Source organism: Mesorhizobium salmacidum (SeqCode) (genome assembly GCF_037179605.1).
In the GTDB taxonomy this organism is placed as follows: domain Bacteria; phylum Pseudomonadota; class Alphaproteobacteria; order Rhizobiales; family Rhizobiaceae; genus Mesorhizobium; species Mesorhizobium salmacidum.
In genome coordinates, this window is sequence record NZ_JAPYKS010000047.1 from 1 (window position 1) to 26,448 (window position 26,448).

At 56.1% G+C, this 26,448-nt stretch carries 25 protein-coding genes and 2 pseudogenes; 16 read left to right on the top strand and 11 right to left on the bottom strand.

Features of this window, described 5'->3' with window-relative positions; all coding sequences use genetic code 11:
- Both O7A60_RS30440 and O7A60_RS32045 read right to left on the bottom strand, forming a co-directional pair.
- The coding region (locus O7A60_RS30440) for a hypothetical protein (protein WP_337109370.1) at positions 1–183 on the bottom strand (183 nt) is incomplete at its 3' end.
- Positions 184–828: 645 nt separating this feature from the next.
- Positions 829–1,044, bottom strand: coding sequence for a DUF5681 domain-containing protein (locus O7A60_RS32045; protein ID WP_415926876.1), 216 nt, complete (start codon positions 1,042–1,044; stop codon positions 829–831).
- A gap of 59 nt (positions 1,045–1,103) precedes the next feature.
- Between O7A60_RS32045 and O7A60_RS30445 the strand changes: the two genes are divergently transcribed.
- From O7A60_RS30445 to O7A60_RS30460, 4 genes are all read left to right on the top strand, one after another.
- Entirely contained in the window at positions 1,104–1,565 is a 462-nt protein-coding gene (locus tag O7A60_RS30445) for a hypothetical protein (protein ID WP_337109371.1), read from the top strand.
- 347 nt (positions 1,566–1,912) lie between these two features.
- Positions 1,913–2,881: a patatin-like phospholipase family protein gene (locus O7A60_RS30450; RefSeq protein WP_337109372.1), complete on the top strand. Its 969-nt coding sequence runs from the start codon at positions 1,913–1,915 to the stop codon at positions 2,879–2,881.
- A gap of 11 nt (positions 2,882–2,892) precedes the next feature.
- Positions 2,893–3,807 carry a nucleotidyltransferase domain-containing protein gene (locus O7A60_RS30455; RefSeq protein ID WP_337109373.1) on the top strand — a complete coding sequence of 305 codons (915 nt, stop codon included), beginning with the start codon at positions 2,893–2,895 and terminating at the stop codon, positions 3,805–3,807.
- A gap of 48 nt (positions 3,808–3,855) precedes the next feature.
- The gene (locus O7A60_RS30460) at positions 3,856–4,905 is read left to right on the top strand and encodes a hypothetical protein (RefSeq protein WP_337109374.1); all 1,050 of its coding nucleotides are present in this window, start codon (positions 3,856–3,858) and stop codon (positions 4,903–4,905) included.
- 303 nt (positions 4,906–5,208) lie between these two features.
- On the opposite strand, the gene O7A60_RS30465 is transcribed toward O7A60_RS30460, so the two are convergent.
- The 4 genes from O7A60_RS30465 to O7A60_RS30480 all read right to left on the bottom strand — a co-directional run bounded on the left by O7A60_RS30465 (position 5,209) and on the right by O7A60_RS30480 (position 10,060).
- On the bottom strand, positions 5,209–5,988 hold the full coding sequence (locus tag O7A60_RS30465; protein WP_337109375.1) for a DUF1194 domain-containing protein: 780 nt from the start codon (positions 5,986–5,988) through the stop codon (positions 5,209–5,211).
- 175 nt (positions 5,989–6,163) lie between these two features.
- A complete protein-coding gene (locus O7A60_RS30470; RefSeq protein WP_337109376.1) occupies positions 6,164–7,303 on the bottom strand; it encodes a helix-turn-helix transcriptional regulator in 1,140 nt (379 codons plus the stop codon).
- A gap of 358 nt (positions 7,304–7,661) precedes the next feature.
- Complete coding sequence (locus O7A60_RS30475; RefSeq protein ID WP_337109378.1) at positions 7,662–8,501, bottom strand: plasmid partitioning protein RepB C-terminal domain-containing protein; 840 nt, start codon at positions 8,499–8,501, stop codon at positions 7,662–7,664.
- Positions 8,498–10,060, bottom strand: a complete 1,563-nt coding sequence (locus O7A60_RS30480; RefSeq protein ID WP_337109379.1) for a recombinase family protein — start codon at positions 10,058–10,060, stop codon at positions 8,498–8,500. The genes O7A60_RS30475 and O7A60_RS30480 overlap by 4 nt, the downstream gene beginning before the upstream one ends.
- A 168-nt stretch (positions 10,061–10,228) precedes the next feature.
- On the opposite strand from O7A60_RS30480, the gene O7A60_RS30485 reads away from it, so the two are divergent.
- From O7A60_RS30485 to O7A60_RS30520, 8 genes and pseudogenes are all read left to right on the top strand, one after another.
- Positions 10,229–10,441: a type II toxin-antitoxin system HicB family antitoxin gene (locus tag O7A60_RS30485; RefSeq protein ID WP_415926877.1), complete on the top strand. Its 213-nt coding sequence runs from the start codon at positions 10,229–10,231 to the stop codon at positions 10,439–10,441.
- A gap of 170 nt (positions 10,442–10,611) precedes the next feature.
- Positions 10,612–10,929 carry a YMGG-like glycine zipper-containing protein gene (locus O7A60_RS30490; RefSeq protein ID WP_337109380.1) on the top strand — a complete coding sequence of 106 codons (318 nt, stop codon included), beginning with the start codon at positions 10,612–10,614 and terminating at the stop codon, positions 10,927–10,929.
- 199 nt (positions 10,930–11,128) lie between these two features.
- Positions 11,129–11,761, top strand: a pseudogene (locus O7A60_RS30495) (tyrosine-type recombinase/integrase).
- A gap of 415 nt (positions 11,762–12,176) precedes the next feature.
- Positions 12,177–13,895 (top strand): SIR2 family protein, encoded by a 1,719-nt coding sequence (locus tag O7A60_RS30500; protein ID WP_337109381.1) that lies wholly within the window; start codon positions 12,177–12,179, stop codon positions 13,893–13,895.
- Entirely contained in the window at positions 13,892–14,515 is a 624-nt protein-coding gene (locus tag O7A60_RS30505) for a hypothetical protein (RefSeq protein ID WP_337109382.1), read from the top strand. Before O7A60_RS30500 ends, O7A60_RS30505 begins: the two co-directional genes overlap by 4 nt.
- On the top strand, positions 14,512–16,974 hold the full coding sequence (locus tag O7A60_RS30510; RefSeq protein WP_337109383.1) for an AAA family ATPase: 2,463 nt from the start codon (positions 14,512–14,514) through the stop codon (positions 16,972–16,974). The genes O7A60_RS30505 and O7A60_RS30510 overlap by 4 nt, the downstream gene beginning before the upstream one ends.
- A gap of 492 nt (positions 16,975–17,466) precedes the next feature.
- The gene (locus O7A60_RS30515; protein ID WP_337109384.1) at positions 17,467–18,051 is read left to right on the top strand and encodes a recombinase family protein; all 585 of its coding nucleotides are present in this window, start codon (positions 17,467–17,469) and stop codon (positions 18,049–18,051) included.
- A gap of 499 nt (positions 18,052–18,550) precedes the next feature.
- Positions 18,551–19,558, top strand: a complete 1,008-nt coding sequence (locus O7A60_RS30520; protein ID WP_337109385.1) for an acyltransferase family protein — start codon at positions 18,551–18,553, stop codon at positions 19,556–19,558.
- 48 nt (positions 19,559–19,606) lie between these two features.
- Here O7A60_RS30520 and O7A60_RS30525 read toward each other — a convergent pair whose 3' ends face one another.
- The 4 genes from O7A60_RS30525 to O7A60_RS30540 are packed head-to-tail and all read right to left on the bottom strand — an operon-like array spanning position 19,607 to position 23,297.
- On the bottom strand, positions 19,607–20,782 hold the full coding sequence (locus O7A60_RS30525; RefSeq protein WP_337109386.1) for a glycosyltransferase: 1,176 nt from the start codon (positions 20,780–20,782) through the stop codon (positions 19,607–19,609).
- Positions 20,772–21,551, bottom strand: coding sequence for a glycosyltransferase family 2 protein (locus O7A60_RS30530; RefSeq protein ID WP_337109387.1), 780 nt, complete (start codon positions 21,549–21,551; stop codon positions 20,772–20,774). Before O7A60_RS30530 ends, O7A60_RS30525 begins: the two co-directional genes overlap by 11 nt.
- Complete coding sequence (locus O7A60_RS30535) at positions 21,544–22,665, bottom strand: DegT/DnrJ/EryC1/StrS family aminotransferase (RefSeq protein ID WP_337109388.1); 1,122 nt, start codon at positions 22,663–22,665, stop codon at positions 21,544–21,546. The genes O7A60_RS30530 and O7A60_RS30535 overlap by 8 nt, the downstream gene beginning before the upstream one ends.
- Positions 22,665–23,297, bottom strand: coding sequence for an acetyltransferase (locus O7A60_RS30540; RefSeq protein ID WP_337109389.1), 633 nt, complete (start codon positions 23,295–23,297; stop codon positions 22,665–22,667). Before O7A60_RS30540 ends, O7A60_RS30535 begins: the two co-directional genes overlap by 1 nt.
- Before the next feature lie 174 nt (positions 23,298–23,471).
- On the opposite strand from O7A60_RS30540, the gene O7A60_RS30545 reads away from it, so the two are divergent.
- Positions 23,472–24,614 (top strand): glycosyltransferase family protein, encoded by a 1,143-nt coding sequence (locus tag O7A60_RS30545; RefSeq protein ID WP_337109390.1) that lies wholly within the window; start codon positions 23,472–23,474, stop codon positions 24,612–24,614.
- A 320-nt stretch (positions 24,615–24,934) separates the two neighbouring features.
- Here O7A60_RS30545 and O7A60_RS30550 read toward each other — a convergent pair whose 3' ends face one another.
- Complete coding sequence (locus O7A60_RS30550; RefSeq protein WP_337109391.1) at positions 24,935–25,561, bottom strand: TMEM175 family protein; 627 nt, start codon at positions 25,559–25,561, stop codon at positions 24,935–24,937.
- A gap of 105 nt (positions 25,562–25,666) precedes the next feature.
- Here O7A60_RS30550 and O7A60_RS32165 point away from each other — a divergent pair, with 105 nt between their 5' ends.
- The 3 genes and pseudogenes from O7A60_RS32165 to O7A60_RS30560 form a co-directional block, all read left to right on the top strand.
- Complete coding sequence (locus O7A60_RS32165) at positions 25,667–25,828, top strand: ATP-dependent DNA ligase (RefSeq protein ID WP_463147895.1); 162 nt, start codon at positions 25,667–25,669, stop codon at positions 25,826–25,828.
- Between the two features lie 95 nt (positions 25,829–25,923).
- Entirely contained in the window at positions 25,924–26,085 is a 162-nt protein-coding gene (locus O7A60_RS32170; RefSeq protein ID WP_463147897.1) for a hypothetical protein, read from the top strand.
- 142 nt (positions 26,086–26,227) lie between these two features.
- Positions 26,228–26,448, top strand: a pseudogene (locus tag O7A60_RS30560) (YybH family protein); the annotation flags it as partial.

Here is a 26,448-nt window from a genome sequence, read left to right on the forward strand (position 1 = left end):
TCCTCCCAATGTATCGTGACGAGAATTGATCTCCTGTTGTCCAAGATATCGCCCGCGGCCGGTTTTGTACTGACCAAATCTCGTCCTGCGCCCAGTGCGGTGCTGCTCCTTGAAGGCAAAAAGCGCTTTCGAGTGCGGCCATGCCGAAAACGGACCGAACGCTTTCGTCCCCAAATCAGCCATTCTCCAGAACGAACTTGAGGGGTGAAAGACTAATTTCACTGAGTATGTTCTCGAGTTTGCCGGATGGCGACGATCTCTTCAACCCCGAGTAACGACTCTGCCGCCTTGTTTCGGCCGTCGGACTGCGGACATTTCGTACTAAGCAGACGGACACGCGAGTAAGCAACACTCTCCCACCGGAGCTCAAGATAAACAGCTTCATGCCGGTCGTGCCCTCAGGATGCTGCTGCGCGCCTTCTCGCCCGCCGCGCCGGTGTCATGAAGCACTCGTCATCGGGGGCGGCTCTCCGTCCGGGTGGATAATGTGCTTATGCGTGCCCTGGAATTTGGCGCGGCCCTGGTCGTAGGCCTTTAACCCGAGCTGCTGATGCCGCCGGAGGAATGACGTACGAGAATGGTGTCGAGGGCGACGGGCACGCCTTGGATATTTGTCTATTATGAGGTGGGGCTGGATGGCGCCGACCGTGCCTTTGGTCGGATTGTCGAGGTATTCTTTCTGCAGGATGTTGCGGGTGGTTCCAGAGGTGCCTGACGCTGCCCAGGCATCGATGGCCTCGCTGAAGCGTCGGCCGGTTCACTACGCCGGGCTTAACGTCGGTCAGGTGCATAGCCACCTCGATCGCACCGCTCGCCATCACCACCTGGTCAGGATGATGTCGAGCTGCTCCACTCATGGCTTTCGCCGGTGAGCCCGCTGGTTACAGTTTCGGCTATTTCCAGCAGCTCGCGCCGGATCGTCTTGCTGTTGCGCAGGCCTTTGGGTCTGCCCGATGGGTAGCCGGACTGGCCAGGCAGAAACGGTGCGCCAACCCGCATCCAATCAGAACGCTTCGCCGCCGTATTGCCCCTGCTTTTACTCATCACTATATCGTAACCGCACGAGTTGATCTCGCCAATCTCAAATTCTAAGGAATGATTATATGGATAAAACTATTGGATATCACTATAGCGATGCGGATGTCCCTGACGGGCATGTCTTCGAATCCTTAAGCGATTCCATTGACCGGATTCACGCGGCTAATAGGCCTGCCGAACTCGCCATCAGGGCGGCAAGGGAGGATGGCGCAAAGCGCGGCGCCGTCGTGTTTGCGTGGAGGGACAGAGCCTGGGCCGACTTTGCATACAAATATTCCAAAAAGAAGTTTTTGTATGATGTTGTGATAGACGAAGCCGACATCGTGCATATCGCCGATCTCACGCACTACAATTCCGTCCGGGACAATCTGGCCAAGGGTGAATCGGCCGATGAAGCCATCGAAGCATACTGGACTAACGCGCCCACGCCTGAACGCGAGCGCCCTCGCATCGAAATCCTGACCCAGAAATTTAAGGTTGTCAGCCGAATTGCTCCGGCTCGGCTCGTTCCGCCGACGAAGCCTTAGGGCTCTGCCCCTCCGTGCACCGCAGTCTGCCTTCCGTGGGTTGGTAAAGAGACATCCTTGAGACTGAGTTGGTGAGCTTCCAAGGCAAGACCACTGAAGGTCTTCGGGTTAGAGGCCGTCCGTTGCCTGCTAAGCCGTGACAGCTTCCGTGCCCGCAGCGGATGTCGCTCAACGATGAGATCCCATTTTGGCGGACGAGCCCAAGGACAAAGAATGGATTGCCGCCGAGTATCGAGGGCAGAGTGGCATCTAGTATGGTAGTACAAAGTCCAGCTAGAGGCTGACGTTGATTTATGCGGTGGATAATTCCACGGTGCGCGACCGCCGTCACGAAATATATATTAGAGTTGCTGCTCATTTATGATTTTGCGGCGGCCATGAGCGAAAAAGACAAATCAAAGCCATACCGAATTCTGAGCCTGGACGGTGGTGGCGCCAAGGGCTTCTACTCGCTCGGCGTGCTGGCGGAGATTGAGGGGCTCATTGGCTGTCGCCTGCATGAGCGCTTCGACCTGGTATTCGGCACCAGCACCGGTGCGATCATCGCGGCCATGATCGCTCTCGGCATGTCAGTCGATGAGATCCACGCCAAATACAAGGAATACGTTCCGGACATTATGCGCCTCAAAACGCCGGCCCAAAAAACGGCGAAGGTGGCCGAGTTGGCGCAGGCTGTCTTTGGCGACAAGAAGTTCGACGATGTGAAGACCGCCATCGGGGTCGTGGCTACCAAATGGGTAATCGAGCGGCCGATGATTTTCAAGGGCAGCATTGCCCAGGCGCACGGCCGGAAGGGGACATTTCTACCCGGCTTCGGCGTGACGATCGCCGACGCGGTTCAGGCGTCTTGTTCGGCCTTCCCCTTTTTCGAGCCGAAGATGGTGACCACTGGGGGTGGGGATGAAATCAAGCTGGTCGACGGCGGCTATTGTGCGAACAATCCGACGCTCTATGCCATCGCCGACGCGACCCACGCCCTTAAGCTCGAACACAAGGACTTGCGCGTCGTCAGCGTCGGCGTCGGCGTATATCCGCAGCCCAAAGTCAGCGTCTTCAATAAGATGTATTGGGCGAAATATCTGCTTAGCGTCCAGCTTCTGCAGAAAACCCTCGAAATCAATACGCAGTCGATGGACCAGCTCCGGGTAATCCTCTTCAAAGATGTGCCCACCGTACGGATAAGCGACACATTCGAACAGCCGGAAATGGCCGCAGATCTATTCGAACACAATCTGATGAAGCTCAACATACTTCGGCAACGCGGTCGTGAATCGTTCGCCAAGCACGAGGCCACCCTTAAAGAGTTTCTCGTTTAGCAAGAGGCCTCATGGCGATTCCGGAAGCACAACTCAGCACCTGGACCGCGCAGGGTTCGGTCCAGCAGTCCGCGGCGACCTATCAGACCATTCGGACTGCGCTAAATGATACGCAGTCCCCTTACTACCTGAAAAGTTTCGAGATCTTCCTGCAAGGGTCATACGGCAACGACACCAACATTTACGCGGACAGCGACGTCGATGTGGTTATCCGGCTTGATTCCATCTCTTATTCGGACACCAGCCACCTATCCGCTGACGACCAAGCTAACTACGACAGGAATTTCACGAAAGCTGACTATTCGCTGGCCAAATTCAAGGAAGAGGTCGGATCATGGCTAGTAAGCAAATTTGGAAAAACGGTAAAGCCAGGCAACAAAGCCATTTTTGTGCCGGGCAGCGGAAATAGGCGCGACGCCGACGTTCTCCCTTGCGCCATTCATCGCACCTATTACACCTATCCCGCTACCGGCGCCCCAGCCATGTGGGAAGGTGTTGTGTTTTGGGCAGGGGACGGAACCAAGATCGTCAACTACTCGACGCAGCATTCAGAAAATTGCACGGCGAAACACCAGGCCACCGGCAATCGGTTTAAGCCCACTGTTCGCATGTTCAAAAACATGCGCAACAAGATGATTGACGAGGGCTACCTCCAGGCGGGGGTGGCGCCGTCATACTATTTGGAGGGCCTCCTATCGAACGCCGCAGATTACTGCTTTGCCGGGAGCCTTCAGGACACGTTCAATCAGTGCATGAATTCCCTTAGGCAGGCGGAGCGCGACAAATTGATGTGTGCCAATCGAATTCACTTTCTCGTCCGGGACGGCCAACAGGTTTGCTGGTCAGTCGTGAACTTCAATACCTTCATGGAGGCCGTCCAAAAATTCTGGGATGATGGCGGGAAGCGTAAAACGCTTTGGCTGTAAATCAAATTTTCTTGTGGCCCATATCGCTACCTGGTGTGGGAGGATGATGTGTTTGAGCGAAAAACGTTATTTGTTGTGGGTGCCGGCGCCAGCAGCGAACTCGACATGCCCATGGGCGGCGCACTGGCCAACATCATCGGCGACAAGCTTCAACCCCAAGGCACCGACGTCAGGGCGAGTCTTGGTGACGCTCATTTGACGCGTGCAATAAATCTTCTCGCCAACAATTCGGACGAAAGGGGAGCGCGCTTCTTCAAGGCCGCCCAGCTAATATCCAGGGCGATGCCGCAAACCATTTCGATCGACAACTTCCTCCATGCCCACGCCGACAATGAGATTCTTATACAAACAGGAAAGCTCGCTATCGCCGCAAGCATCCTGGAAGCGGAGAGAACCACCAAACTCTACGTCGGGCGTGATACTGACCAGGTCAGCTTTCGTGCGGTCCCGGACACTTGGCATCGGACTTTTTGCAAGATGCTTTGCGAAGGCGCCCAGCGAACGGATCTCGACCACCTATTCGAAAATGTTAGCATCATCACTTTCAACTACGACCGCTGCATCGAGCACTACCTCGTGCAACAGTTGGCCGTCTACTTCGACCTGACATGGCAACGGGCACGAGATTTGACCAACAAGCTAACAATCATCCATCCGTACGGGCAGGTTGGAAAGCTAGACTGGCAGGATTCACCCATGGTCTCGGTAGACTTTGGCCAGCAACCGCCTGCACAAGACTTGCCAGCCGTAGCAGCTCAGATTCGGACGTTCACCGAGCGCGTTGACGATGCCGACGCCATGGACACAATCTATTACCTCATCAACGAGGCAAAAATCATTGTCTATCTTGGGTTTTCGTATGGCGACATGAATATGGAATTGATGACCACGCCGGGCCACGCGGCACCGAAGCAGATCTTAGGGACCAGCTATGGAATCTCGGTGCCCAATGCGGACGTAATCAAGCACGCAATTGCGGACTCCATGGGAGAAAACGTCCTTCCGGAACACGCCCTGTTGGTCAACTGTAAAAGCAACCAGCTTTTGTATGATTATTGGCGGCCGATCCTAAAAGGGAGGCGGGGGTCCGGCCGTTGAGATGAGCCGCTGGCGCTGCCTGAAAGCAGACATGTTGGCGACATACCGGAGGTCGCGGTTGCGCCAGCATGAGGCGTTGCCTACGAAAGCGGCTGTTTGATTTCGAAACGGACCCCCCTCCGGCGTCCAAAAACACGAGTGACAAGCCAGCAAATTCTGGGGCCAAACGCGCCGAGCTGCGACTCAGACAGGCGAGCTAGCGGCTGGCCCAGGACGTCGTAGTCGTCTCTCCCAGGTGCCGATCGGGTGTAGCATCGACGAGAACGGAGAGAGGCTATTTAACCTGTCGAGGACGGCTGTGGGCTACCGCGCGGCGGTTCCGACCATGGAGCAGTCGAACACCGGGCCGCCTGCCAAATAGGAGGCGAGCCTGGGTCGCGAGGCAAGGCCAGCGATCTCCCGAACCAGTTTTTGCCGAATTGCGACTTCGAATAGATTGAGGTCGTCAATCCCGATCACGAATGCGTCTGGCCCACCGATGACGCAATGCTCGTAATAAAGATCGAGATAGCGCGCGCCATAGGATTGAAAGGCATTCGAACCACCGCGCCGCAGCGACACGGGCAGGCCGTTGATAGTGATGCCGGAACCTGTCAGTCTGTCCCGTATCGGTGTGACCGGCAGGCCGGCATTGTTGGGACCATCACCCGAAATATCGATCACCCGGCGCGCGGCTACGGTACGGCTGTGTGAAAACAGGTCGCCCGCCGACAGAATAGCGCCCGAAATCGAGGTCCCTGGTTGCGCGCTAATAGGCTTGATCGCCAAGGCGTCGGCGAACTGTCTGGCGTCTGCGTAGCTACCGATAATCGTCCAGGGCAGGAGAACGCGCTGACAGTTCGCCCCAGCCCATTCGAGATACGAAACCGCGATCGTACCATGAGCGCCCAATCCTATGGCTCTCGCGAGGTCCCCGTGCCGAAATGCATTGACGTAACCGTCGCGCTGAACCCGTTGCTCCGACAGGCTCATCGAGGATGAGACGTCCACGGCAAGGACCAGCTCAAGGTCAACGCTGAGCGTTCCGGGTTCGGCCCCCGCCGATGGTGAGCAGGGATAGCTGGCAATCAGAGCCAGTGCCATGAGGTACGATCTTGCTGGCCGCCGCATCTTGGGCGGGTCGGGTCGATTTTTCCGGCCAAACGATTTTGCCAACCGCACTACCCCCCGGCGCCACAGGCGCGATCTCGCGATCCGATGGGGAAGTGTGCCTTGGCTAGCGTCTGCGCGCTTCACCCGATGGGGTGAGGAACTCCATTCAGGGTCGTGAAGGCGTTCGCAAGCGCGAAAGTAGCGCCGTGAGCTCGGCCTGGCGATGCGTTCCCGTTTTGGCGAGGATCGCCCGGAGTTGAGTTCGCGCCGTTTCGCGGCCAATCGCCAATCGGGCGCTCGCCGCATCGATACCATCGCCCGAACTCAGGCTTGAGGCCAGTCGCGCTTCGGCCGCCGTGAGTTGAAATGTTTGACCGAGCAACCGTTCCGATGGCGCCCGTTCCCTCACAAGGTCGGTGAAGCAAAGCAGAAAGTCGCCGCCATTGAAAAGGTCGCGCACGAATGAAGTCATCGGCACGACCTCGGCTAGAAGCCAGAACGATCCGTCGCGGGCGATGACTTCAGGATCAGCCAGTAACGGCCCGTCCAGTGCGCTTGAGACGGCAGCCCCGATCATCCGCTGCAGACGGGTATCGCTCTCCCGATCGGCTGCGCGGATGCGGCCATGGCGGACCACAAGGCCTGAACCGAACAAAGCATCCGCATGCTCGTTGCAACGCATCAGGCAGCCACGACGATCAAGCAGCGCGGCGCCAAAATTGAACTGGTCAAGAACAGCGAGCGTCGGGTCCAGCGAAACTTCCCAGATCTTCTCGGCAAGGCTGATGATCCGCCTCAGATCCGGAACCACGCGCAGGAAATAATCCGCCTCGGACAAATCGAAGGCCCCGCTGCGGGCATCGCGGAACATCGACAGGAACCACTTGTGTTTCTTCACCACAAAGTAGACGGCAGCCCACCACTCGCGGTGCCCAGGGCGTGCTATTTCCTGATAGTAGGGGAGAAACCTTCTCTCCTCGGGGGTGGTGAGTTCGTCCTCGACGGTGAAGCAGGTTGCGGGTTTCGCCAGCAGCCTCAACCTCTCGCAATGGGGATCGGGAGCACCTTCGATGTTTTTGACCCAGAGCGCCGAAAATCCAGCATGTTCCGTTGAATCCGGCGTCGGTGTGGTCCGCTTGCGCTGGTCGCTCCGGAAAGGGTGGGTGTCGTCACAGGCGCGGATGACACAACTCGTCGCACCCAGGGCATCGGCAAGTTTTTGAAGCGCGTCCGGCCACCGCCCAAATTCGAAAGCGGCGTCGTAGCAATTCTCGATGGCGGGTGCGATTGCCCTTTTGGCAGCCATATAAGTCTACCCTGGTGATGGATGGGCCACCACACGCGTTCATAAGTACCACAGATCCGGCAAAACCAAGAACCCCGGTCGGATCTTCAGGGTCGTAACGGCCAGCTATTTCAGGACGCGCCGTTTAGTCAGCACAATGTTAAGACCGATTGTCCGCCTGCAAAGGAATCTCCCAGAAGCGGCCCTTGCAACGAGGTCTGTGGCATCGATCACCGAATGCCCTCTTTAAAGCCGCGATTGGTTGAGCGTTCAGGTATTCCACCCGACCGGCGAGCGGGCCCATACGATCCGCTTCCGGCGCCTTGTGCCGATCCGGTGGGAGAAACGCGTCATTTGGCGGATGAATGAGGCATCAATCCTACGTATTTGCGGCAGAAGCCAACAACTCATGAAACTCTTCAAATTGGCTTGGGAAGTTATGGGCCAGATAGCGCACCACCCTAGAATTATCCATCATCTGGTCAAAATAGCGGCCGGCTGCCAACAGTTCCAGGCTTAGGAAGCCACGTCGCTCCACGGTACTCAAAAACTCATTGCATAGTCTTCCGAGTTCTTGCGTCATCGTGCTCAGTTGATCTTCAGACACATTGGCAATCATCTTCGGATGGAAACCCGGGGCCAGCAGTGCATACGGCGTAAACGCGACAAGGATCTTTGCGTACGTGAACGTGACCCGTTCCATAGCAACCATTAGTCGAGCAATTTCCAATTGCCTGGTCGGAAGCACATGTCGCAGCAAGCCGAAGATTTTTACCCTCACAGGGCAATGCTGGAGAAAGTCGAGGACGTCCTGACAAATCCCACTGATGGGTTGCCGGCCTGCGCTTCTCTTAGAAAGCGATCCGCTAATATGCCTTGCTGCTCCCGGTTCGAACGCGGTGCATTGCAATCTCTCAGCCAAAAGTTTTGGTATAGTGGCGAGCCCCTCGGACACTAGCAATGAGCGAAACCTTTTATCACAAATTGTCAGGCGAAATGCTTCAACCAGACGGCCCAGACGCTGCTCTGCTGCTTCGGCTTCTTCTATGAAATCGCGCTTGCGTCTACAGACCACCTCATAGGCGACCAAGAGCGTTGGCGCGAATAGCTTTTGCTTTGATCCTGGTTGATCATCAGCAATATTCTGGGCGTGTCTCTGATCACTGCCAAGCAAAGCTCGGTAGGCCGCATCGCGGGTAATACGATACTTCGAACTCACAATATGTTCTCCACACTTGCTCGCCCTGCCAGCCTGGCAAGTGGGGTTAGGGAGGGAAACAGGTAGGTATCCAGCTGTGCTCCATTGTTAGCGAGCAAGGCTGGTCTGCCGACGATTTTGGACGCAGGGGCAATCAGGTAATCGCGAATGACCAGGTCACCAGGGCTCATCCTGATCAAGGTGAAAATGTCGGCCACCGACTGGCGCTGAGTGTCCATAGACCAGAAGGGATATCCGTGGTCGGAAACGCGGCAACGTGCGATTTCGATCGCAATAGTGAACTCGTCGTTGATCCGCAAGAGGTCGTTCTGTGTGTCGTAAGTCGCCTTTCCGCCAATCCTTTCAATCGCGTCCAGCAGGTCCCCTATTGCTTGCGCGCGCACCGACGCCAATCGCTCTTTCGAGGTAATAAACTGCCAGTTCTTTGGCGGCTGATATCCAACCAATTCGTAGGCCTTCAGGACGCTTCCAAAGCGGTAATGATACTGGCTAGCTGCGGGGCAATCCGCCGCAGCGTTGATGATGGAACTAGACAAGGCGCCTTCGCGCGCCAGGACCTTTTTCAGTGCAGCCAGCATCTCTTCGTTGGTCACCCCCAGATGCGCATATAGCGCTCTGTGAATGATTTGCGCCCGATCGAACAGATTGCGGTCAACAATCGGCTCAAAGACACCTTCCGCTCGAACCCACTGTTCAGAAGGATTGCTTACTGCCTTTGCTTTTAGCTTGCGAGAGCGCCTGTTCCAGACATTTGTGCCAATGTATTTTTCGTTGGTCAGAACTCCGCGCACAGTTTCCCGCTTCCATGGTCGACCAAGGTCCGTCAGCACGCCGCGCTTGTTCAGCAGCCTAGCCAACTCAAGCTCTGTCAGGTGTTTTTTGACGAACTGACGAAAGATCCAGCGAACCGTTGCAACCTCTTTAGGCGGTCCGGGCACCAGGATCGTTCTGTCGGTGTGCACGCTCTTTTGCTCGTGTTCGGAGAGAATGAGTTTGGGACGTCCTGAATGGTCGATCACCTGGCGTCTTAAGCCGAGTCCCGGCTTGCCACCCTGTCGGAACCCCAGCCGGATCAGCCTTGCTTGGCCTATGAATGTCTTTTGCGACAGCATGCGACTGTGCTCGGCCGCCATGCTTCGTTTGATGGCCTTAAGGACATCGGAGCCAATGCTGCCGTCGTTCAAGAACTGCTCGGCGCAGAATTCGATCCGCACGCCAGCCATGTGGCAACGATACTCGTAAGACGCGCTTTCATCTATGTTCTGGAAGCGTCCCCAGCGACTGACATCATAGACTACTATGGTTTCGAAGTCGGCACGCCCACTCTCCACATCGGCCAGCATTTGCTGAAGGCCGGGGCGACCGCCCAGGCTGAGACCGCTCCGGCCGGCGTCCTCGTAAGTGGCAACGATGTCGTATCCCATGATATCAGCATAGTTGCGGATGGCATCTTTCTGGTTGTCGATCGAGTAGATCTGGTGCTCTTTCGACATGCGCAGATACTGAGCCGCGCGCACGATGCGCCTTTCAGGGAACCGGGCCGCTGCTGCTTTGTCCATCGCCTCGCGCCATGGTACTCGTGTCCATAGTAGAGGGCCGCGCCACCTGCGATTTGGTTAAGGAAACCTATCCAGTTTGTGTCGAATGCGAGCCGCCGACCATACGAGATGTAGCTGTGCGCAACCATATCGGCCTGCTTCACAAGAAGCGGGGAAGCGATCTTCGGTGTGTCGTTCCCTGGCTTTCCTGGCGTTGTCACAGCGGCTATCAGCCTGGACGAGGCGGTCGTCATAGCCGAGGAGGCGCTTGCTTTCCACGTTGAAGGGCTCTTTCAACATGGCGAGGCCATACCGGAGCCGTCATCGATCGAGCAAGTGCTTGCCGGTGGCTATCGGGGCGCTTTCACCACAATTGCAGTCCAATTGAAGATCGGCCGGTAAAGCCCGCCCATCTTTTGCGATTTGGACACCACGGTCTTCAACGGCCGAGAAACCTTGATTCACTTCGTGAGAAGTCACGCCGCCGTTCCGCCGCAATGCGCCAGCACTTGGGCGAAAGCGCCCCTGTTTTCAGCCTGTTGTCAGTTCCCGGCCTCAGAGGAGTTCTCGTGATGACCATCAAGAAGGCCATCCTGGCAGTGCTTATCACCGCAGCCCTTGCCGGCTGCGAAACGCAGACCGAGGGCCAGCAGCGGGCCACCACCGGCGCGCTCGTCGGCGGCGCTGGCGGCGCGCTGCTTGGCCAGGCGATCGGCGGCAACACCAAGAGCACCGTGATCGGCGCCGCCAGCGGCGCCTTGCTCGGCGCCGTCGTTGGCTCGGCCACCACCCCGCAGCGCCGCGAAGATCAGCAATGCCGCTACCAGGAGCGCTACGGCCGCATCTATATCGCGCCCTGCGACGACCGGTATTACAACGGCAATTATTGATTAGCTTCCGACTGAGGGAGCCGGCGCACTGCCGGCTCTCACGCCGTCATTCTTCTGTACGGTATGCCCGATACGACACTCTGAAGTGTCTGCATGGATTCTCTAATCGCGCTGGAAGCGCTAAGTCTGCTTGCGGCCCACGAGCTTCCAGCGCGCCGATCGTTTTCTCTTCGGCCAATCAAGGCCGAGGAGAAATAATATGGGTTACTCTCAATACGATGCTGCCAGTCACGGCCGCGCTGCCTGGAATGCTGGCAAGAAAGTGGGGACGAAGCGACCCCTTACACAAAAACAGATCTGGGCGATCCGCTTCTTCCTTGACCGCGAGAGGCGCGTTCGTGATCGTGCTCTTTTCGATCTGGCAATCGACAGCAAACTTCGCGCGGCTGCGACGTGGTTAAGATCAAGATTGGCGATCTGGTCGCGGGCTCGGAAATTCGGACGCGTGCGACTGTCGTGCAGCAGAAGACAGGTCGCCCGGTTCAGTTCGAGCTAACAAGCGACGTGCGGGCCAGCCTTCTCGCTTGGCTCGAGAGGCGTGGCGGTACAGTCGACGACCATGCGTTTCCAAGTCGGATTGACCGTGCGCGCCACATGAGTACGAGGCAATACGCCCGTCTAGTCGATGAGTGGGTGACCGCAATAGGTCTCCGGCGGGCGGAATGTGGCACGCACTCGCTGCGACGAACAAAGGCATCAATGATCTACAAGGCGACGGGTAATGCGCGCTATACAGATCCTGCTTGGCCATACCAAGATCGAGAATACTGTTCGCTATCTCGGTGTCGACGTCGAGGATGCGCTGACCTTGGCTGAACGAATTGAAATTTGACATTGGAGCGGTCATCCTTGCACTCTTGGGTGGCCGTTTCCAGCGCAAAGTTGTTCTGCCGCCACATCCGGCTTTGGGTGGAAAGCGGTCGTGCCGATCGTCAGCAACTAACCGCAGCTAAGCGCCTCAAATCGGACATTCAAGGTGGCGCTCTTTGGTCGTGAAAGCTGCCGTCAAAAAGCTGGGCTGCGAGCTATGTCACAAATGGTCCGAAGAAAACCGGACGGCGCTGTTTCCCGCATCTTACATTATAGTTTGAATGGCGACGTTCGGCATAGTATCGGATATGTTTGACGGGGCATTGTTGGCGGTCGCGGCGGATTTGAGCGCGTGATCAATCGAAACAGGAAGCGGACAGAAATTGGGGGCAATAGCTGCGATCGCACCGGCGCCGAAGCCGGCGGATGAGGCGACCGTGCTCGAGGTTCTGCGGCAACTCGATGCAGGGTTTGGGCCAATGGCCCGCGCCTTCCAGCTCGGGGAGTTCGCGCTTTGGGTGGGGTCGGGCATTTCCCGCGAGGCGCCGAGCCTCGGCGGCATCATCGCCCGAGCACTGGAGCATCTTCGCGTCAAGGCTGTCGACCCGGCCACCCAAGCGGTCTACCTCCAACCCTTTCGGACCGCATTGACTCTCGGCGGCTATAGCATTGACGCGGCCGAACCCCATTTCCTAGAGCCGTTCGAGACTTGGCCCGGCAACGTCCAGGAAGGCATCATAGACAACCTGTGGACTCGGTATTCGGCACTCCTCGACATCAGGATTCCTGGCACAGAGAACGACTACATGCTGTGGGATGCCGTTGACGTCCGCGCAGCGTTCGCAAATCCCAAGCCTCCCCAGGCCGCACATCTGGGCATCGCGATACTGATTCTAGAGGGTGCTTTGCGGGAGATTGCGTCCGCGAACTGGGACGGGTTTATCGAGGCAGCTGTGGTTCGTCTCGGTGGCACGCTCACCGGCAACCTTCAGGTCGTTGTCGATCCGAGCCATCTCCGCGACGCTCCCGGCAAGGCGCGATTGATAAAATTTCATGGTTGCGTCGTCCACGCGACCGAGGTTCCCGCTCTCTATCGCAAATTCCTGGTCGGCAGCACGCAGCAGATTGCGGAGTGGCCCTACACAAACTTCTATGCGGCGATCCGCGGTGAGGTCATCTCACTCGCGACAAATCACAGGGCGCTAATGACGGGCCTGTCGTTGCAGGATGGCAACCTTCAGGCGGCGTTCGTCGCCGCCCGACAGGCAAATCCATGGCCTTGGCCGGTGACGCCTCAGGCGCATGTTTTCTGTGAAAATGAAATTGGGAACGGCCAGCGGCAAATGTTGCAGGCGGTTTATCGTGACAGCTACAACAACGCCATCGAGGCGATCGAAACCAGCGCGCTTTTACAGGCGTGGGGCGAACAAGTGCTTATCGCGCTCGTGCTCAAGACACTTGGTGGCAAGTTCCACGCACTTGTTCAATTGGCTATTGGCGGCGGCGCTCTCGCGGCAGAGGCCGCCGTGATCACCGAGACTTTGGACGGACTTCGCAATCACGTGGCGGAGTTGGCGGTCGGAAACCGCACCGCTTTCGTGAATCAAGCGATCGCGTTGTGGTCGCGCGTCCTCAGCCTATTTCGCACTGGCCGCTTGCCTGAGCGCTCCGACGGGTATGAAATTCTTACCATGGGATCGGTTGATTCAATCCCGAACGACCAGAACGCACAGGCAACCGGGCTAGGGGAACTTGGCATTGCCCTCGCGTTGGTTGAGCGCGGTCGTAGTGACGGCCGATGGACACTCACTAGCCCTGTCGGGTTAGAACTGTCCGGGGGTTCGATTGTCGCTTCAGGCAATCGGCCTGGCGCAGAGGCTCGATCGGTCTTTTTTGCGCGAACGGCGGGGATTGCCATAGCAATGGAAAAGAGGGGCGCGTTCGCCAACGACAACACTATCGTGATACATGCAGATGATATGTGGAAGCAGATGAACGGCGGTGAGGACGAGTTGGACAGCCCCCGATCGCGGAGTCGAGCTCCGGGTCGAACGGGGACCAACGGCACGCAGCACATTTGCATTGGCGCATTGCTGGCCTCCGAAAACAGTATCGAACAGTTGGCCAATTCATTCTTCGCGGAGTTTGTCCTGTGACGATCGGTCATCTCGCGGGGGGCGTTGTCCGACGCCTTGAAAAGGCGGGCTATAGACCGGTGCAGACCCCGTTCCGCGTGGCGTCGGTAGACTTCGAGTTCACCGCTGCGCTAATTGGTAGCGGAGGGCGCGCACTGGACCTCGTACTGATCGTTGACACCGCTGCCGGTGAGTTTGGCGATCGCGACGCGAAGACGGTGCGGCAGAGGATCGAAGCGCTCAGTCGTGCACTCGATGTCACTCGATCGAGGTATCTTCTGACGGCAATCCTCGTTGGGGCGGCGCTTCCGAAGCTTGTGGATGCGCTTTCTCCCACTTGTCGCGTCCTGAATGTTGAGAGCGCGTCTTTCGACACTGAAGGTGAACCGGAATCGGATCAAGCGGCCCTCGCACTGGATGACCAGATTCGCATTCTGTTGCCGTTGACGATAGCTGCCGACGACGAAGTCGAGAGCGAAGAAAACCGTGATCCCATAGCCAAACTGCGCGGCGCACTCTCGCCCAATCTAGACCAAACTCTAGTCGACGCATTGACCGAAGCGTCAAAGAGCGGAGAGGATGCGGTCAAGACGGCGCTAGGCAAGGTACTCGACATTGCCATTGAGGGCCACGGAGTATGAACGGTTTTCCGCTCCTTCACGAAATCGAGCTCACCAATTTCCGAAGCATCCGCGGGCGCGTGCAAACGCCGCTCGATGCCAAGATGGTTCTCGTCCACGGCGAAAACGGCGCCGGCAAGACAAGCCTTTTGACTGCCATCGAGGTCGCGTTAACAGGGCGCGCGATCGCGCTCCAGCGCGCCGATCCAGCTTACGCGAAGCAACTCATTTACCGGCATGCTGACAACGGCAATTACCGGCATGCTGACACCGGCAATATCGCGCTGACAACAACGGGTCTGACCGGTTCGAACCAGTTCAGTGCATCATTCGACTCTGAAGGGATCACGGCGCGCTCGCTGCTATCGCCCAGTTTGTCTGGCTTCTTCAGCGAACGCTGCTACTTGCCGCAGAGCATGCTGGGACAGTTGCTCCAGATCTACCAAGAATCGGATTCAACACCGAATTCCCCGCTAGCGCGCTTCGTCACTGAGCTGCTTGGTTTGGATCGCCTGGACGCCATTGAAAGCGGGCTCGCGCCGGTTGATGATTTGCGCAATATGCGCAAAACGTCGAGGCTCTTCGTCCCCACGGAAAGCGAAAAACAGCGTTATGAACGCTCGCTGGCAGAATATCAGTCGTCGCGAGCACTGGCGCAGCGCGATCTCACCGAGGCTCTTGCGGCGGTTAATGAGGCTTGGGCGGCTTTAGAACTGGACGGCAAGGTCAGTGAGAAGGAGCTTCCGACGCTCGATTATCCCCGAGAGGCCAAGGATGATGAAGATGAGCTCAGCGAATTGTTCGTGCATCGCAGAAATCTGGAATTTATCCGGAGCAGCCTGGCGGGCAATTCCGACAACGCTGTCGCAGCGACCGAAGCGACGCTCGTAGCTGAGCAGCGCGGCGCAGGTGAAGCTCTAGCCAAGTGGGCCTCCGAATATCAAACGAGAATCACCGACCTTGAAGAGCGTGTGGCCAAACTCCTGCCCGACATTTCAAGCGCTGCTGCGCAGGTCGAGTCGTGGCACGTCGAGGCGTCAAGAAGGCTGGCGGAAGATCTGCGTCAGACGCGCGAACGCGTCGTTAGAATGTTGGCAGATGCAAACCGCAAAGCCGCCTTGATGTCTGAGTTGGATGTAGGGCGCAAGAACCTCAAGACGTTAGACGACGAGATCGGGTTGATCGGCTCCAATGCGGATCGCCTCGCCGAGATTTTGTCGAGCATCAATGCTGTTATCGTCGATGACTATTGTCCTGTCTGTGACCGCAATTTTGCTGAGACGGCACAGGGTGCACTGATCGACCATGTCCATCGCAAGGTATCGCGTCTGAGCGGCTCCGCTGAGCGCTTGCTTGGCCTGAGTCGCAACCGGTCGGCACAGCAGGAACTGATTGAAAGCCTCATACGCGAACAGGCCGAGATTGACGCCCGGTCTGGCGCAACAGGCCAACTTTCGACGCTGGCACGGCGCGAAGCAGAACTAGAATCCGTCGTTTCTGAGCTCGCATCTCTGGCCGAGCCGATCGCAACCTATGCGCGGATTTCAGCGCAGGAGGCGCGCGCACGCAGAGCAATTGGCATTCTGCAGAATCAAGGTTCGTCGCGCACCACCGCGCTGGAGCAACTCGGCGAGATCACGCGTGTCTTCAATCTTGAAATCCCGGGCCAACTCCAAGCCAGTGACGGCATGCTCGCCAGCCTCGAAGGCGAAGTCGCAGCGCGGATCGCACGCGTCACCCAACGATCGAATTCGCGGCGAAAACTCGTCGATAGCGAGAAGCAGGCAAAGCTTCTCCTTGATCGCAAAAACGAACTCGACCAGCACATTGCGCAAGATACAGACATGGTTGCGAAAATGGCAGCGTCCCTTCGTCGTGCGACCAAGATCCGGACGGACGCCCAGACGATTCGTGAACAGGTAGAGTCCGTTCGGGCTGCGATAATCAGGCGAGAGTTCAACGATCGTCTCAATCGGCTTTGGCGAGATTTATTCGTTCGGCTGGCTCCGAACGAGCCTTTCGTCCCGGCCTTCCAGATTCCGACCCAGTCGACCAGCCAACTTAAACCGCGCCTAATTACGCGGCACCGCAGTGGCGGGGCAGGCGGTACGCCTGGCGCGATGCTGAGTTCAGGCAACCTGAACACTGCCGCGCTCACCCTATTTTTGTCGCTTCATTTAACTGTAGCACCCCAGTTGCCGTGGCTGGTCCTCGACGATCCAATCCAGTCGATGGACGACGTCCACATTGCACATTTCGCCGCATTGCTGCGAACGTTATCGAAGGAACACCACCGGCAGATCGTCGTGGCTGTCCATGACCGGCAGCTTTTCGAGTATTTACGGTTAGAGCTCAGCCCGGCATTTGCTGACGACAGCCTATTGACCGTCGAATTGTCGCGTTCGGGGTCGCGCGACACGCATCTCTTCTCGAAACGTTATCATCATCAGGAAGAGACCGCGCTGGTTCATGCTGCGTAACGGGTGCAGGCGCTGTGATTGTCGACGGTCATCTTTCCTACCTTTGCTGCAGGAGCAGCCGGTCAACAAACGGCCTCCTTTGGTAGATGTGGCGCCAATGGGCTGAAATGGGCGTCGGCTTTCCGGGAACCGTAGAAAGCGCGTTCATGTCAGCGGAACAGCGGAACCGCCGCCTTAGCTGGAGGGCCGCAAAAGCTGACAGTCCGCTTCCGTGCCTACAAGAAGTCATAGGTCGTTGCGCGCCTCATGCAGTTGTTCGGTGATTTGACGATGTACCAAAAGCCGAGTTCGTTCATAGTTGCAGCGCCCTAGACGGACGGCTGTAATTGAGACTTGGCTGCCATATTGAACGGCATACCAGAGCGTGTCCACATGGGCAGGGTCTACCGGACGACCCCAGTGCGACCTATGTCGTGTCCAATAAGGTCGATATTGACTTTTGGACGTATTTGACTCAAAAGTCTAAATGCTATTGGACATTTGGAGGGTGGGATGCAAGTCGGTTACGCGAGAACCTCAACAGAAGAACAGGTGGCTGGGCTGGAGGCACAGGTTCGGGACCTCGAAGCCGCTGGCTGCGAGGAAGTCTATTCGGAGCAGGTGTCGGCTCTAGGGGATCGAAAGGAACTGGACCGCGCCCTGAAGTTCCTCCGCAAGGGCGATACGCTGGTGATCACGAAGATTGATCGTCTAGCGCGCAACACGCGCACCCTGGGCGACCTTGTCGATGGTCTGCATGGCCGGGGCGTCGGTCTGAAGGTGCTGCAATTCGGCAAGGACACGGTGGACACGACGGGAGCCTACGGTCGGCTGATGCTGAACATGTTCTCCGCCTTCGCCGAGTTCGAGCGGGACCTCATGAGAGAGCGACAGAAGGAAGGCATCGCGAAGGCGAAGGCGGAGAAGAAATATAAAGGGCGAAAGCCGACAGCACGCGCAAAAGCGGGTGAGGCGGTCGCCCTGTTTCGGCAGCAGAAGACCGTGTCAGAGATTGCGGCCTCTCTCGGAATCGGGCGAGCGTCGGTTTATCGGGCCCTGACGGCTGCCGGCCTTAGAAACTCTCCCGATGTGACGTAAGGCCGGTTGACGCGAAGCAGCCGGGTGTCGAGGGGTGTTGGGGAACGGTGTCGTCGGAAGTCGGCCTGGTCGATTTAAAGCCAGCGCGACAGCATGCCGAAAACCCGCTATAAGCCCTCGTCGACGCGCTTATTGCGGTCGCGCTCGACAGGCATCAGGAGCGAAATTCCTGAATTTGCCGACCTTGTCTCATTTCGTAATTCGATTACCATCAACTCTAACAAAAAATGCCTCCTCGAAATTGAGCGGGCACTGGCAAGCAGCATGGGAGTCAGTTTCTGAGTGCTTCGGGTCGCGATCGCATTTTTACCCGAGCTCAAGAAAGTTCGCTTGAGTGGGCGCGAGCAGAGCGCTTCTGTGCGGCGCACCCGGCGACGGTCAAAAAGCTCAATGCGCTCGCAAAAAAAAGCGCCAACGAAGCGCCACGCAATTGATCTTCGACATGCGGAACGGAGGTAGATCAGGTGCAGTCATCCGAGCTTAGTTCGATGCATCCTAGATGAGCAATCCGACGCGACGCACGGTCAGCGATAATTTCACGGCCGTTCGGCTCATCGCTGCGATGGCTGTTGTCCTAAGCCATTCCTACCCGCTCATTGGCCATCCACATGAGCCCATCTTTATGAACCGGACACTCGGCAATTTCGCCGTTCAGTGTTTCTTCGTGATAAGCGGATATTTAGTTTCGGGCTCGTGGATCCGCTCGCCAGGTCTCAACTTTGTTGTCAGACGAGCCGCTCGTTTGGCTCCCGCTCTGATTGTCAGCCACGCATTTGCGCTACTTGCCGCAGCTTACTACGACAATTATGCCGGCCAACCGTTGGCCGGCGCGATACACGGCAGTCTTTGGACGATCAGCTGGGAAATTCTGATGTACATCGGCGTCGTCATGTTCGGCACTTTTTGGCTCCTAACGCCGTCGGTGATCGGATCGGCCTACCTCTTTGGACTTTTGCTGATCATCATCAACATGAAGTCTGCCAGCAATGGAGCGACTGTGATTGCGCCCCTCGTTCTCCTGTTCGTTTGCGGAGCTTTCCTTCAACTTGAGAAGCGCATCCAAATTCCCATGATCGGACCAGTTGCAATCGCCGTCCTCGTGCTGCTGTTTGCGCCAGGGCTGTCCAACTATGGGCTGTCGCTCCTGCAATGGTGGCAATTCGGATTCTCTTGGGACGTAAGCGTTGGGGAGGTGCGGTATTTCGTCTATCTCCTGGCGATGCCTGTAGCAGTGATTTACGTCTGCGCATTCGCGCCGTTTTCAATTCCGGTTCACCGCGACTATTCCTATGGTGTCTTTGTCTTCGCTTGGCCGATCCAGCAGATCTGCGTCCACTACTTCGTCGCTTGGGGTCTGCCGGCAGAGCCGCTCCTGCTCTTTGCCATCGCCGCGACCCTGTCTCTTTTCGTGGCCATCCCACTTTGGCACTACGTGGAAAGGCCGATCAGCAAATGGCGCTATCGGCAAGGGGCGGTTCTCGTTCCACCGGAGGCCGCCAAGGTTTAGCCAGCTCAATGATCGGAACTTTAACCCATCCTGACGCTCTGGACGTGATCAACGACGAACACTGGATGCAATTGCCATCAAGCGCTCCCGGAGCCTTGCTTTGATCCGAATGGCGACAGTTCTAATGAGATCGACAGTTTTTGTTTCAGCGATTAGCGGTCCTTGATCGAAAGGGGGCGCTTCAATTTCCGAGTGAATCTCTTTTTCAGGAGGTGGGGAGGGGGATGGATACGAAATCCAAGGCGTGTTGCGGCCAACTCTCTCGTGAAAATGATGCGCAGAAATGCCTCTTTGAATAATGTCGTGTTGGGGTATTTCCAGTAGGACTTCTGTCCCAAGCTGGTTAAACATGTTTTCGTATACCCCCCCCCGGTAATCCAGTAGGTAACGGGCAATCTCAAATTTCAAAGCACTTGGATCGCCGATTGACAAGACATTAGTGAACCCAAACGCTCCGAAGAAATTGTCCGCAGTAATCTCCTTCATCATGTTGACAAGGATTAGCCTGTGCTCGTTTATAGAGCGAGTGCTAGTAATAGGACCCGGGCGGCTGGTGTTGCCCTCGTGCAGGCGAAAACCGACCAGTTTCTCTGGCATCACCAAGATCTCGTAGTGCTGCAGGACCCTAAGCCACATGTCCAGATCGGGAAGCTGCCTGTAGAAGTTGTTATATGTACCGACGGTCTGATAAACTTCGCGTTTTATGAGAACGGAAGGATGGCACAGACAATTGCCTCCTTCGATTAGATCCCTGATCCATGAAAAGCGAGATCGGTTCGGCCGCTTAAACACCGATTCGAATGGAGGAGCATTTTCTTCCGACAAGAAGCGCCCTTCGCTGTCGATCCATTCAACATCAGAGAAAACGGCTCCTAGATTCTGACAATTTTTGAATTTCTCGAGTTGTTGCTCAAGCTTAGTGGGCACCCAGATGTCGTCGGAATTGCATACAGCTATGTAAGGCCCTTCACACATTGAAAGGCCAATATTCATGGCCTGGCAGGCCCCCACATTGCTCTCCAAAAACCGACAAACGATTCGCTCGTCTCTCAACGACTGGATCACTTCGACGGATTTGTCCGAGGAAGCATCGTCTACAATGATAACCTGGATATTGCCGTAGGTCTGCGCCAGAACGCTGTCTACTGCTGCCACGATGAAATCGCCGTGATTATATGACGGTATAAGAACGGAGACCAGTGGGACCAGTGGTTCACGCCTCATGTTGAGCTCGTAATATAGCAGCGTCAATGTAGGGAAAAAAAGAGCTATCGACGTTGTTCTTCAGGGCAACCAAGGACTGCAAGATTCCAGAGCGCTTTTGTTCCCGATCAAGTCTGGTCCACGCGCCGTTGGCATGCAGCCTATAGCCTGTACAATTTCGTGCAGCGAACAAGGCCCCACCTTCCGAGGCAATCGTCATGTTGAGTAGCCAGTCATAACCACCTTTGGTGCTGCTGCATTGGACGGCTTCAGCGAACCGATGCGTCCGGTAAAGGCAATTGGAAAAAGTAGCGACCGGGTTGCTCGCAAGCATGTCGAGAAGGTGAACCACGCGATGCCGATCCACAGGCCAGCCTGGATGGTCCCAGGTTGCGCCTGTTGCCTCATCGTTCACCGAACAGGCCGTAAAGCAGAGCCCTGTATTTGGATGAGCATCCATAAGAGATTTCTGGAGTTCCAGCTTTTCAGTCGCTGCCCAATGGTCATCGCCTTCAAGGATGGCGAGGTAAGGCGTGTCAACGAGTGATGAAAGCAGTCTATAGTGCTCCATGACCCCCAAATTGGATGTGTTCTGTCTAACAATGATATTTGAAAATCCGGCTGAGACACTCTGCGCAATTTCCACGGTGTTATCAGTTGAACTATCGTCCGAAATAATCACTTTGCAGCCTTCAAACACGGATTGGTCGAGCACACTCTCTATGGCATCGGCTATATAAGCTTCGTGATTGTAAGTCGGGACGATTATTGTAATGCCATGGTCAGTCATCTATAGCTCGCTTGACAGACGTTGCTATGAATAATGCGTCTTCATCGGAGATACCACCATGCAAGGGGAGGGCTAATACCTCCATAGCGGCGCGCTGAGCATTCGGCAGGTCAAACGTTAATTGGGACATATGGGCGGTGTATGACGGTATGTCGGAAATAAGCGGGTAAAAATACTTCCGCGAGTAAATTCCGAGATCGCGCAGGGCGAGGTATACCTTATCGCGAAGGGGTCGCCCGCTCTCGACCGGCAGGCGAATGGCAAAATAGCCGCTTGATCCGACGGTACCAGGGCGCAAAGGAACGATCCGAATCCTATTGTGTTCAGACAGGTTGTCGCGGTAAATTTGCGAGACGGTGGTGCGTCGTGCCCGTTCCTCGAAAAGCGCGCTTAAGTTTGCCAAGCCAAACGCTGCATTGATTTCGCTCATTTTGCCATTGATGCCAAGCTGTGAAATCAGATCTTCGGATTCAATGCCAAAGTTTTTCAATATGCTAACCCGAGAGTTGACTTCAAGTGATGAAGTGACCACCGCTCCACCTTCGCCAGTATTAAACTGCTTGGTCGCATGAAAGCTCATGGTCGTAGCCGCACCGTAGCCCACCACTGGACGACCATTGTAGGTCGCGTCGAACACATGCGCTCCATCATACAGCACTGGAATTTTGCTGGATTTTGATATGGCGTCTAAGGCATCTACGTCGCAGGGACAGCCATATACGTGCACCCCCAAGATACCGCTTACCTCTTGATCAATGGCAGAAGAAACAGCGTCAGGGCAAATTGTAAGGTACTCTTCGTCTATGTCCACCAAAATGGGATCAAGCCCCACCCAGATCAACGCCCCAACCGAAGCCGCAAAAGTAAACGGGGTGGTAATAACTTTCTTTCGAAAATTTAAGGCCTTCGCCGCGATCTCAATTGCAACAGTGCCGTTGCTCATGAGGTTGACATACCGTGTGCGGAACAACTCTGACAATCTAAGTTCGAGATCGGCCGAGATCGCCCCCCCGTTCGCCAGCCGGCGGGTTTCAAGAGCTGGGGCTAGATGCGCGATGAAATCGTCGACTTTTGGAACGATCGGCCGGGCAACGTAAATGGGGGTAACTGCCATTAGAAAGACCTCGGCTTTGCGGGTACACCAACGACGATAGCGTCGTCGTCTACATCGTTCACCACGCACGCCGACGCTCCAACGATCACATTGTTGCCAATCTTTAGGGGATTGTCGGCGGTACCATTGATTATAGTGCACCCGACACCGAGCCACACTCCCGATCCTATTTTTGCGTGCCCAGCAACCGTTACCCCGCTGGCTATAAACGAATTGGCGCCGATGCTAGCATCGTGGTGAAGAATGGAGCCAAAATTGACAATCACGTTGTCCCCAAGGGCGGCGCCAGCTGAAACGACGGTATTCGCAAATATCTGCGCTGCCCCCGAGATGGATGCCGAAGGAGCAATCATAGCGCGAGAGCTAATGAACGACCCGACCGTAACGCCCAGTTCGCGAACCCTCGCGAGGATGGCTTTGCGGCTGGCAATGTCACCGATCGCCACGAACCAGCTCGCACCAGGAAAGCGCGCGATCGCGTCTTCGCGAACAAGCACAGGAGTACCTTCAACGTCAAAACCAGACCTGAAATCATCCACATAGGCGTACGTCGCAGTCCCCTCGGCATGCAGTTGAAACTGCAACTCTCGGGCGTGACCGCCAGCACCATAGATAACAGCTCCAGAATTCATCGCTCACTTTTGAGTCGGAAGGGCGCCAGAACTAGTTTGCACTTTCTAGATCAATCGATGTAGGTTTGCCAGTTTTTTGTGCTTCGTGCTTACAATTTACCCAGCAATGTGCGCTGGCTGCGGTAGTGCCGCTGCGGCGCTCAGCGTTGCGCAGGCACTTTCGGAGGTAATTACTTGAAATTCTACGAATTGCTGATCTTCGACGACGTTTTGCCGTCTTCGCTATCGCCGTTTCGAACGACCGAATACCGGCATTTTATGAATTCCTTTAGTTCCGCACTTATCTCATTGGAAGGGTGGGGGAACTGGATTAAGGGCAGTGGTTTCTCTGATGAGTTGGCCAGCCTGCAGTTTGAGCCGGCCATGAAGTCGAGAATATTTAGGTTTCAGGAGCGGCGAGACATCACGGCAACTATCGCTTATGTCACCTTCCTGAACAACGCCTACGCATTGCTTCCGTATTTCGAGGAGAGGGGCCTTCCATTCATTTTCCAGCTCTACCCCGGAGGCGGCTTTGAGCTTGACCAGGAAGAGACAGATGCAAAACTAAAGGCTATTCTCTTAAGTTCGCTTTGCAAAAAGGTGATCACTACCCAATCCATAACCCGATCCTACATCAGGTCCGATCGCATCTGCTGTAAAGATGACAAGATTGTACATATATTTGGTGGAGTATTTAATAGCAATATCCAATTTGATTTTTCTTCTGACAAGCTTACTTTTCCAGACCATAAACAGACGATAGATCTTTGTTTTGTAGCCCACAAATACGGAGGAGATCTAAGATCAAAAGGGTATGATTATTTCGTTGGGTTGGCCAGAATCCTTGCGCCACATCTTCCAGAATTACGGTTTCACGTAGTGGGTGAATACGATGCGGGTGACATCCCGTTGGAAGACATTGGCGATCGAGTAGTATTCTACGGCCGCCAACCGACTGAGTTTTTTCGCTGGTTCTACCCCAGAATGGACGGCATCGTTTCGTTCAACCGACCTTTCGTTCTCACTCCGGGGGCGTTTGACGGCTTCCCTACAGGAGCGTGTTTAGAGGCTGGCTTCCAAGGGGTCGCCAATTTCATAAACGATCCGCTCGGACTGAATCCCGAGTTCGAAGATGGCGTTGATATTTTATTGATCGGAGAGGATCTACAGGCATCAGCTGAAAGAATTCTGACGGTACTTCGGGACAAGGACCGGCTGGCTAGCTTGGGGCTGGGCGCTTACCGTGCCTTTAGGCGAGTAGTGGATATTGATCGACAGCTTGCCACAAGGCAGGAGGTTATCGCCTCCGAGCTACTGAAGCTGAAAGGCGCCTAGGTTGCGGATGTGGCGATCATCCTGATGTGAAGGCTTCGGCAATGACCAGCTCCTCCCACCATGGTGATGACCGTTTTGGCCAGCGCCTCGGCCTCGTGGAGCGGCCCTTTGGTCACGTGGATAGCTCGGGCCCCGGTAGAACTTGAGCACAGCGTCCTAAACTCGGGAGCCGTGTGGAACATTGTTGCGTCTAAACACTTCGGCGGTTGCACCGTTCTCCCATTACGGTGCGAGTTCCCACGACTGTTGGACTGGCCCGCTGCCGAAAGGTGGCGGGCTTTTTGTGTGATGTCCGTCGCGATCGCCGCGCCGGAATTCGTTCAGCCCCGCGCCTGGGGCTTGAGATAGACTGCCAGGCAACAAATACAGATCCCCAGTCCGACGATTGGGTACTTCAATGCCAAGATAGCCGCGAGCCCAAAAAGGCCGAGCGTAATCACGGCACGCAGGCGCATGAGCCGCCGCACTTCTGGCGACACCTCGTTCTCCGGCATCGGATCAATGAGTTCGCGGATCAACAACAGATATGTCAGGTTAACCAGGAAAAACACGGCCGCATAGAAGGCGACCGGCTGCGGTGCCAACTCGCTTACAGCCATCCATGCCGTGGCCAGGGGGAGCAGCGAGACTGAGAACAGGTGCGCGAAATTGTACCACATCAAGGACGCCGTGCTCTCTTTCGCGTGGCGCAAGAGATGATGGTGGTTCGCCCAGACGATGGCTATGAAGAGATAGCTTACACCGTAGCTAAGCCAGGTTTCCCACGATGCCAGAAGGGCGTTGAAGGTCGGCACTTCCGGCGGGCGCAAATCCAAAACTAGGACAGTGATCAGAACGGCGAACACGCCATCGGAAAATGCATTCAGCCTTTCCAGTCCTGTTGAAGGTAGCACAGTGCGTCCCCGTTTATTCGTGAGATATGCTAGCGCATTCCAAGCGCTGCTCAATAGACCTCCGGGCTTCATGGGCCTGGATGCGCCCCCGCTGAAGACCTCGCCAAAGTCGCTGCAAGCCTCGATGTCGAAAGCGCCATCATAGACGGCGAGATCATCGTGCTGAACGAGGCTGGGATTTCGGACTTCGGCGCGCTGCGCAAAGCCATCACCAGCCGGCAACATGACCTCTATTTCGTCGCCTTCGATCTCCTGCACGTCAACGGCCACGATCTGCGCGACATGCCGCTGGAAGACCGGCGCGAAATCCTTGCCGAGTAATCCCCGAGGGGCAGCGCATCCAGTTCAGCCAAGCGCTGCCGGGACAGGCCGGCGCCATCTTCCACCTGATCGACCAGGCCGGCATGGAGGGGATGGTGTCGAAACGGCGGGACAGCAAGTACCGCTCCGGCCCGTCAACGAACTGGCTGAAAGCAAAATGCTACACGGTCGAGGAATACGAACTGCTTGGCGTCGAACGGGAGCCCGGCAAGCCGGCTTTCGCCTTGATGGCTGATCGAAAGACTGGGCAGTACTGACGGACTTTCGCGCGAGCGGCTCGCCTCCGGTATGCTTGGAACCACGCTTGGGGGTCTGGCGTCATGTCTCGTGAGTCAGATCGAGGGTATTCGATAGCAGAGGATTTTGGTGTAGAGTTGTAGATCAGACGAGGACGGTAAGATGTTAGCTTCCGACCTAACGAAATTTATCGAGCAAGATCATTTGGCCTTGGCTGCTTTTGTGAAGGGCGACCCTGAGCCTCTGAAAAACCTCTACTCGCGGCGGGATGACGTGATAATCGCCAATCCGTTCGGTCCACCGGCCAGGGGATGGATAAAAGCTGCTGAGACCATGGATCGGGCTGCCACCAACTACCGAGACGGCCAGGTCGTCGGCTTTGA

Excerpts from the sequence above, each read along its gene's own strand:
- O7A60_RS32045 (WP_415926876.1), bottom strand. The coding sequence starts at position 1,044 with ATGAGTAAAAGCAGGGGCAATACGGCGGCGAAGCGTTCTGATTGGATG.
- O7A60_RS30445 (WP_337109371.1), top strand. The coding sequence starts at position 1,104 with ATGGATAAAACTATTGGATATCACTATAGCGATGCGGATGTCCCTGAC.
- O7A60_RS30455 (WP_337109373.1), top strand. The coding sequence starts at position 2,893 with ATGGCGATTCCGGAAGCACAACTCAGCACCTGGACCGCGCAGGGTTCG.
- O7A60_RS30465 (WP_337109375.1), bottom strand. The coding sequence starts at position 5,988 with ATGGCACTGGCTCTGATTGCCAGCTATCCCTGCTCACCATCGGCGGGG.
- O7A60_RS30470 (WP_337109376.1), bottom strand. The coding sequence starts at position 7,303 with ATGGCTGCCAAAAGGGCAATCGCACCCGCCATCGAGAATTGCTACGAC.
- O7A60_RS30480 (WP_337109379.1), bottom strand. The coding sequence starts at position 10,060 with ATGGACAAAGCAGCAGCGGCCCGGTTCCCTGAAAGGCGCATCGTGCGC.
- O7A60_RS30490 (WP_337109380.1), top strand. The coding sequence starts at position 10,612 with ATGACCATCAAGAAGGCCATCCTGGCAGTGCTTATCACCGCAGCCCTT.
- O7A60_RS30510 (WP_337109383.1), top strand. The coding sequence starts at position 14,512 with ATGAACGGTTTTCCGCTCCTTCACGAAATCGAGCTCACCAATTTCCGA.
- O7A60_RS30515 (WP_337109384.1), top strand. The coding sequence starts at position 17,467 with ATGCAAGTCGGTTACGCGAGAACCTCAACAGAAGAACAGGTGGCTGGG.
- O7A60_RS30520 (WP_337109385.1), top strand. The coding sequence starts at position 18,551 with ATGAGCAATCCGACGCGACGCACGGTCAGCGATAATTTCACGGCCGTT.
- O7A60_RS30525 (WP_337109386.1), bottom strand. The coding sequence starts at position 20,782 with ATGAGGCGTGAACCACTGGTCCCACTGGTCTCCGTTCTTATACCGTCA.
- O7A60_RS30530 (WP_337109387.1), bottom strand. The coding sequence starts at position 21,551 with ATGACTGACCATGGCATTACAATAATCGTCCCGACTTACAATCACGAA.
- O7A60_RS30535 (WP_337109388.1), bottom strand. The coding sequence starts at position 22,665 with ATGGCAGTTACCCCCATTTACGTTGCCCGGCCGATCGTTCCAAAAGTC.
- O7A60_RS30540 (WP_337109389.1), bottom strand. The coding sequence starts at position 23,297 with ATGAATTCTGGAGCTGTTATCTATGGTGCTGGCGGTCACGCCCGAGAG.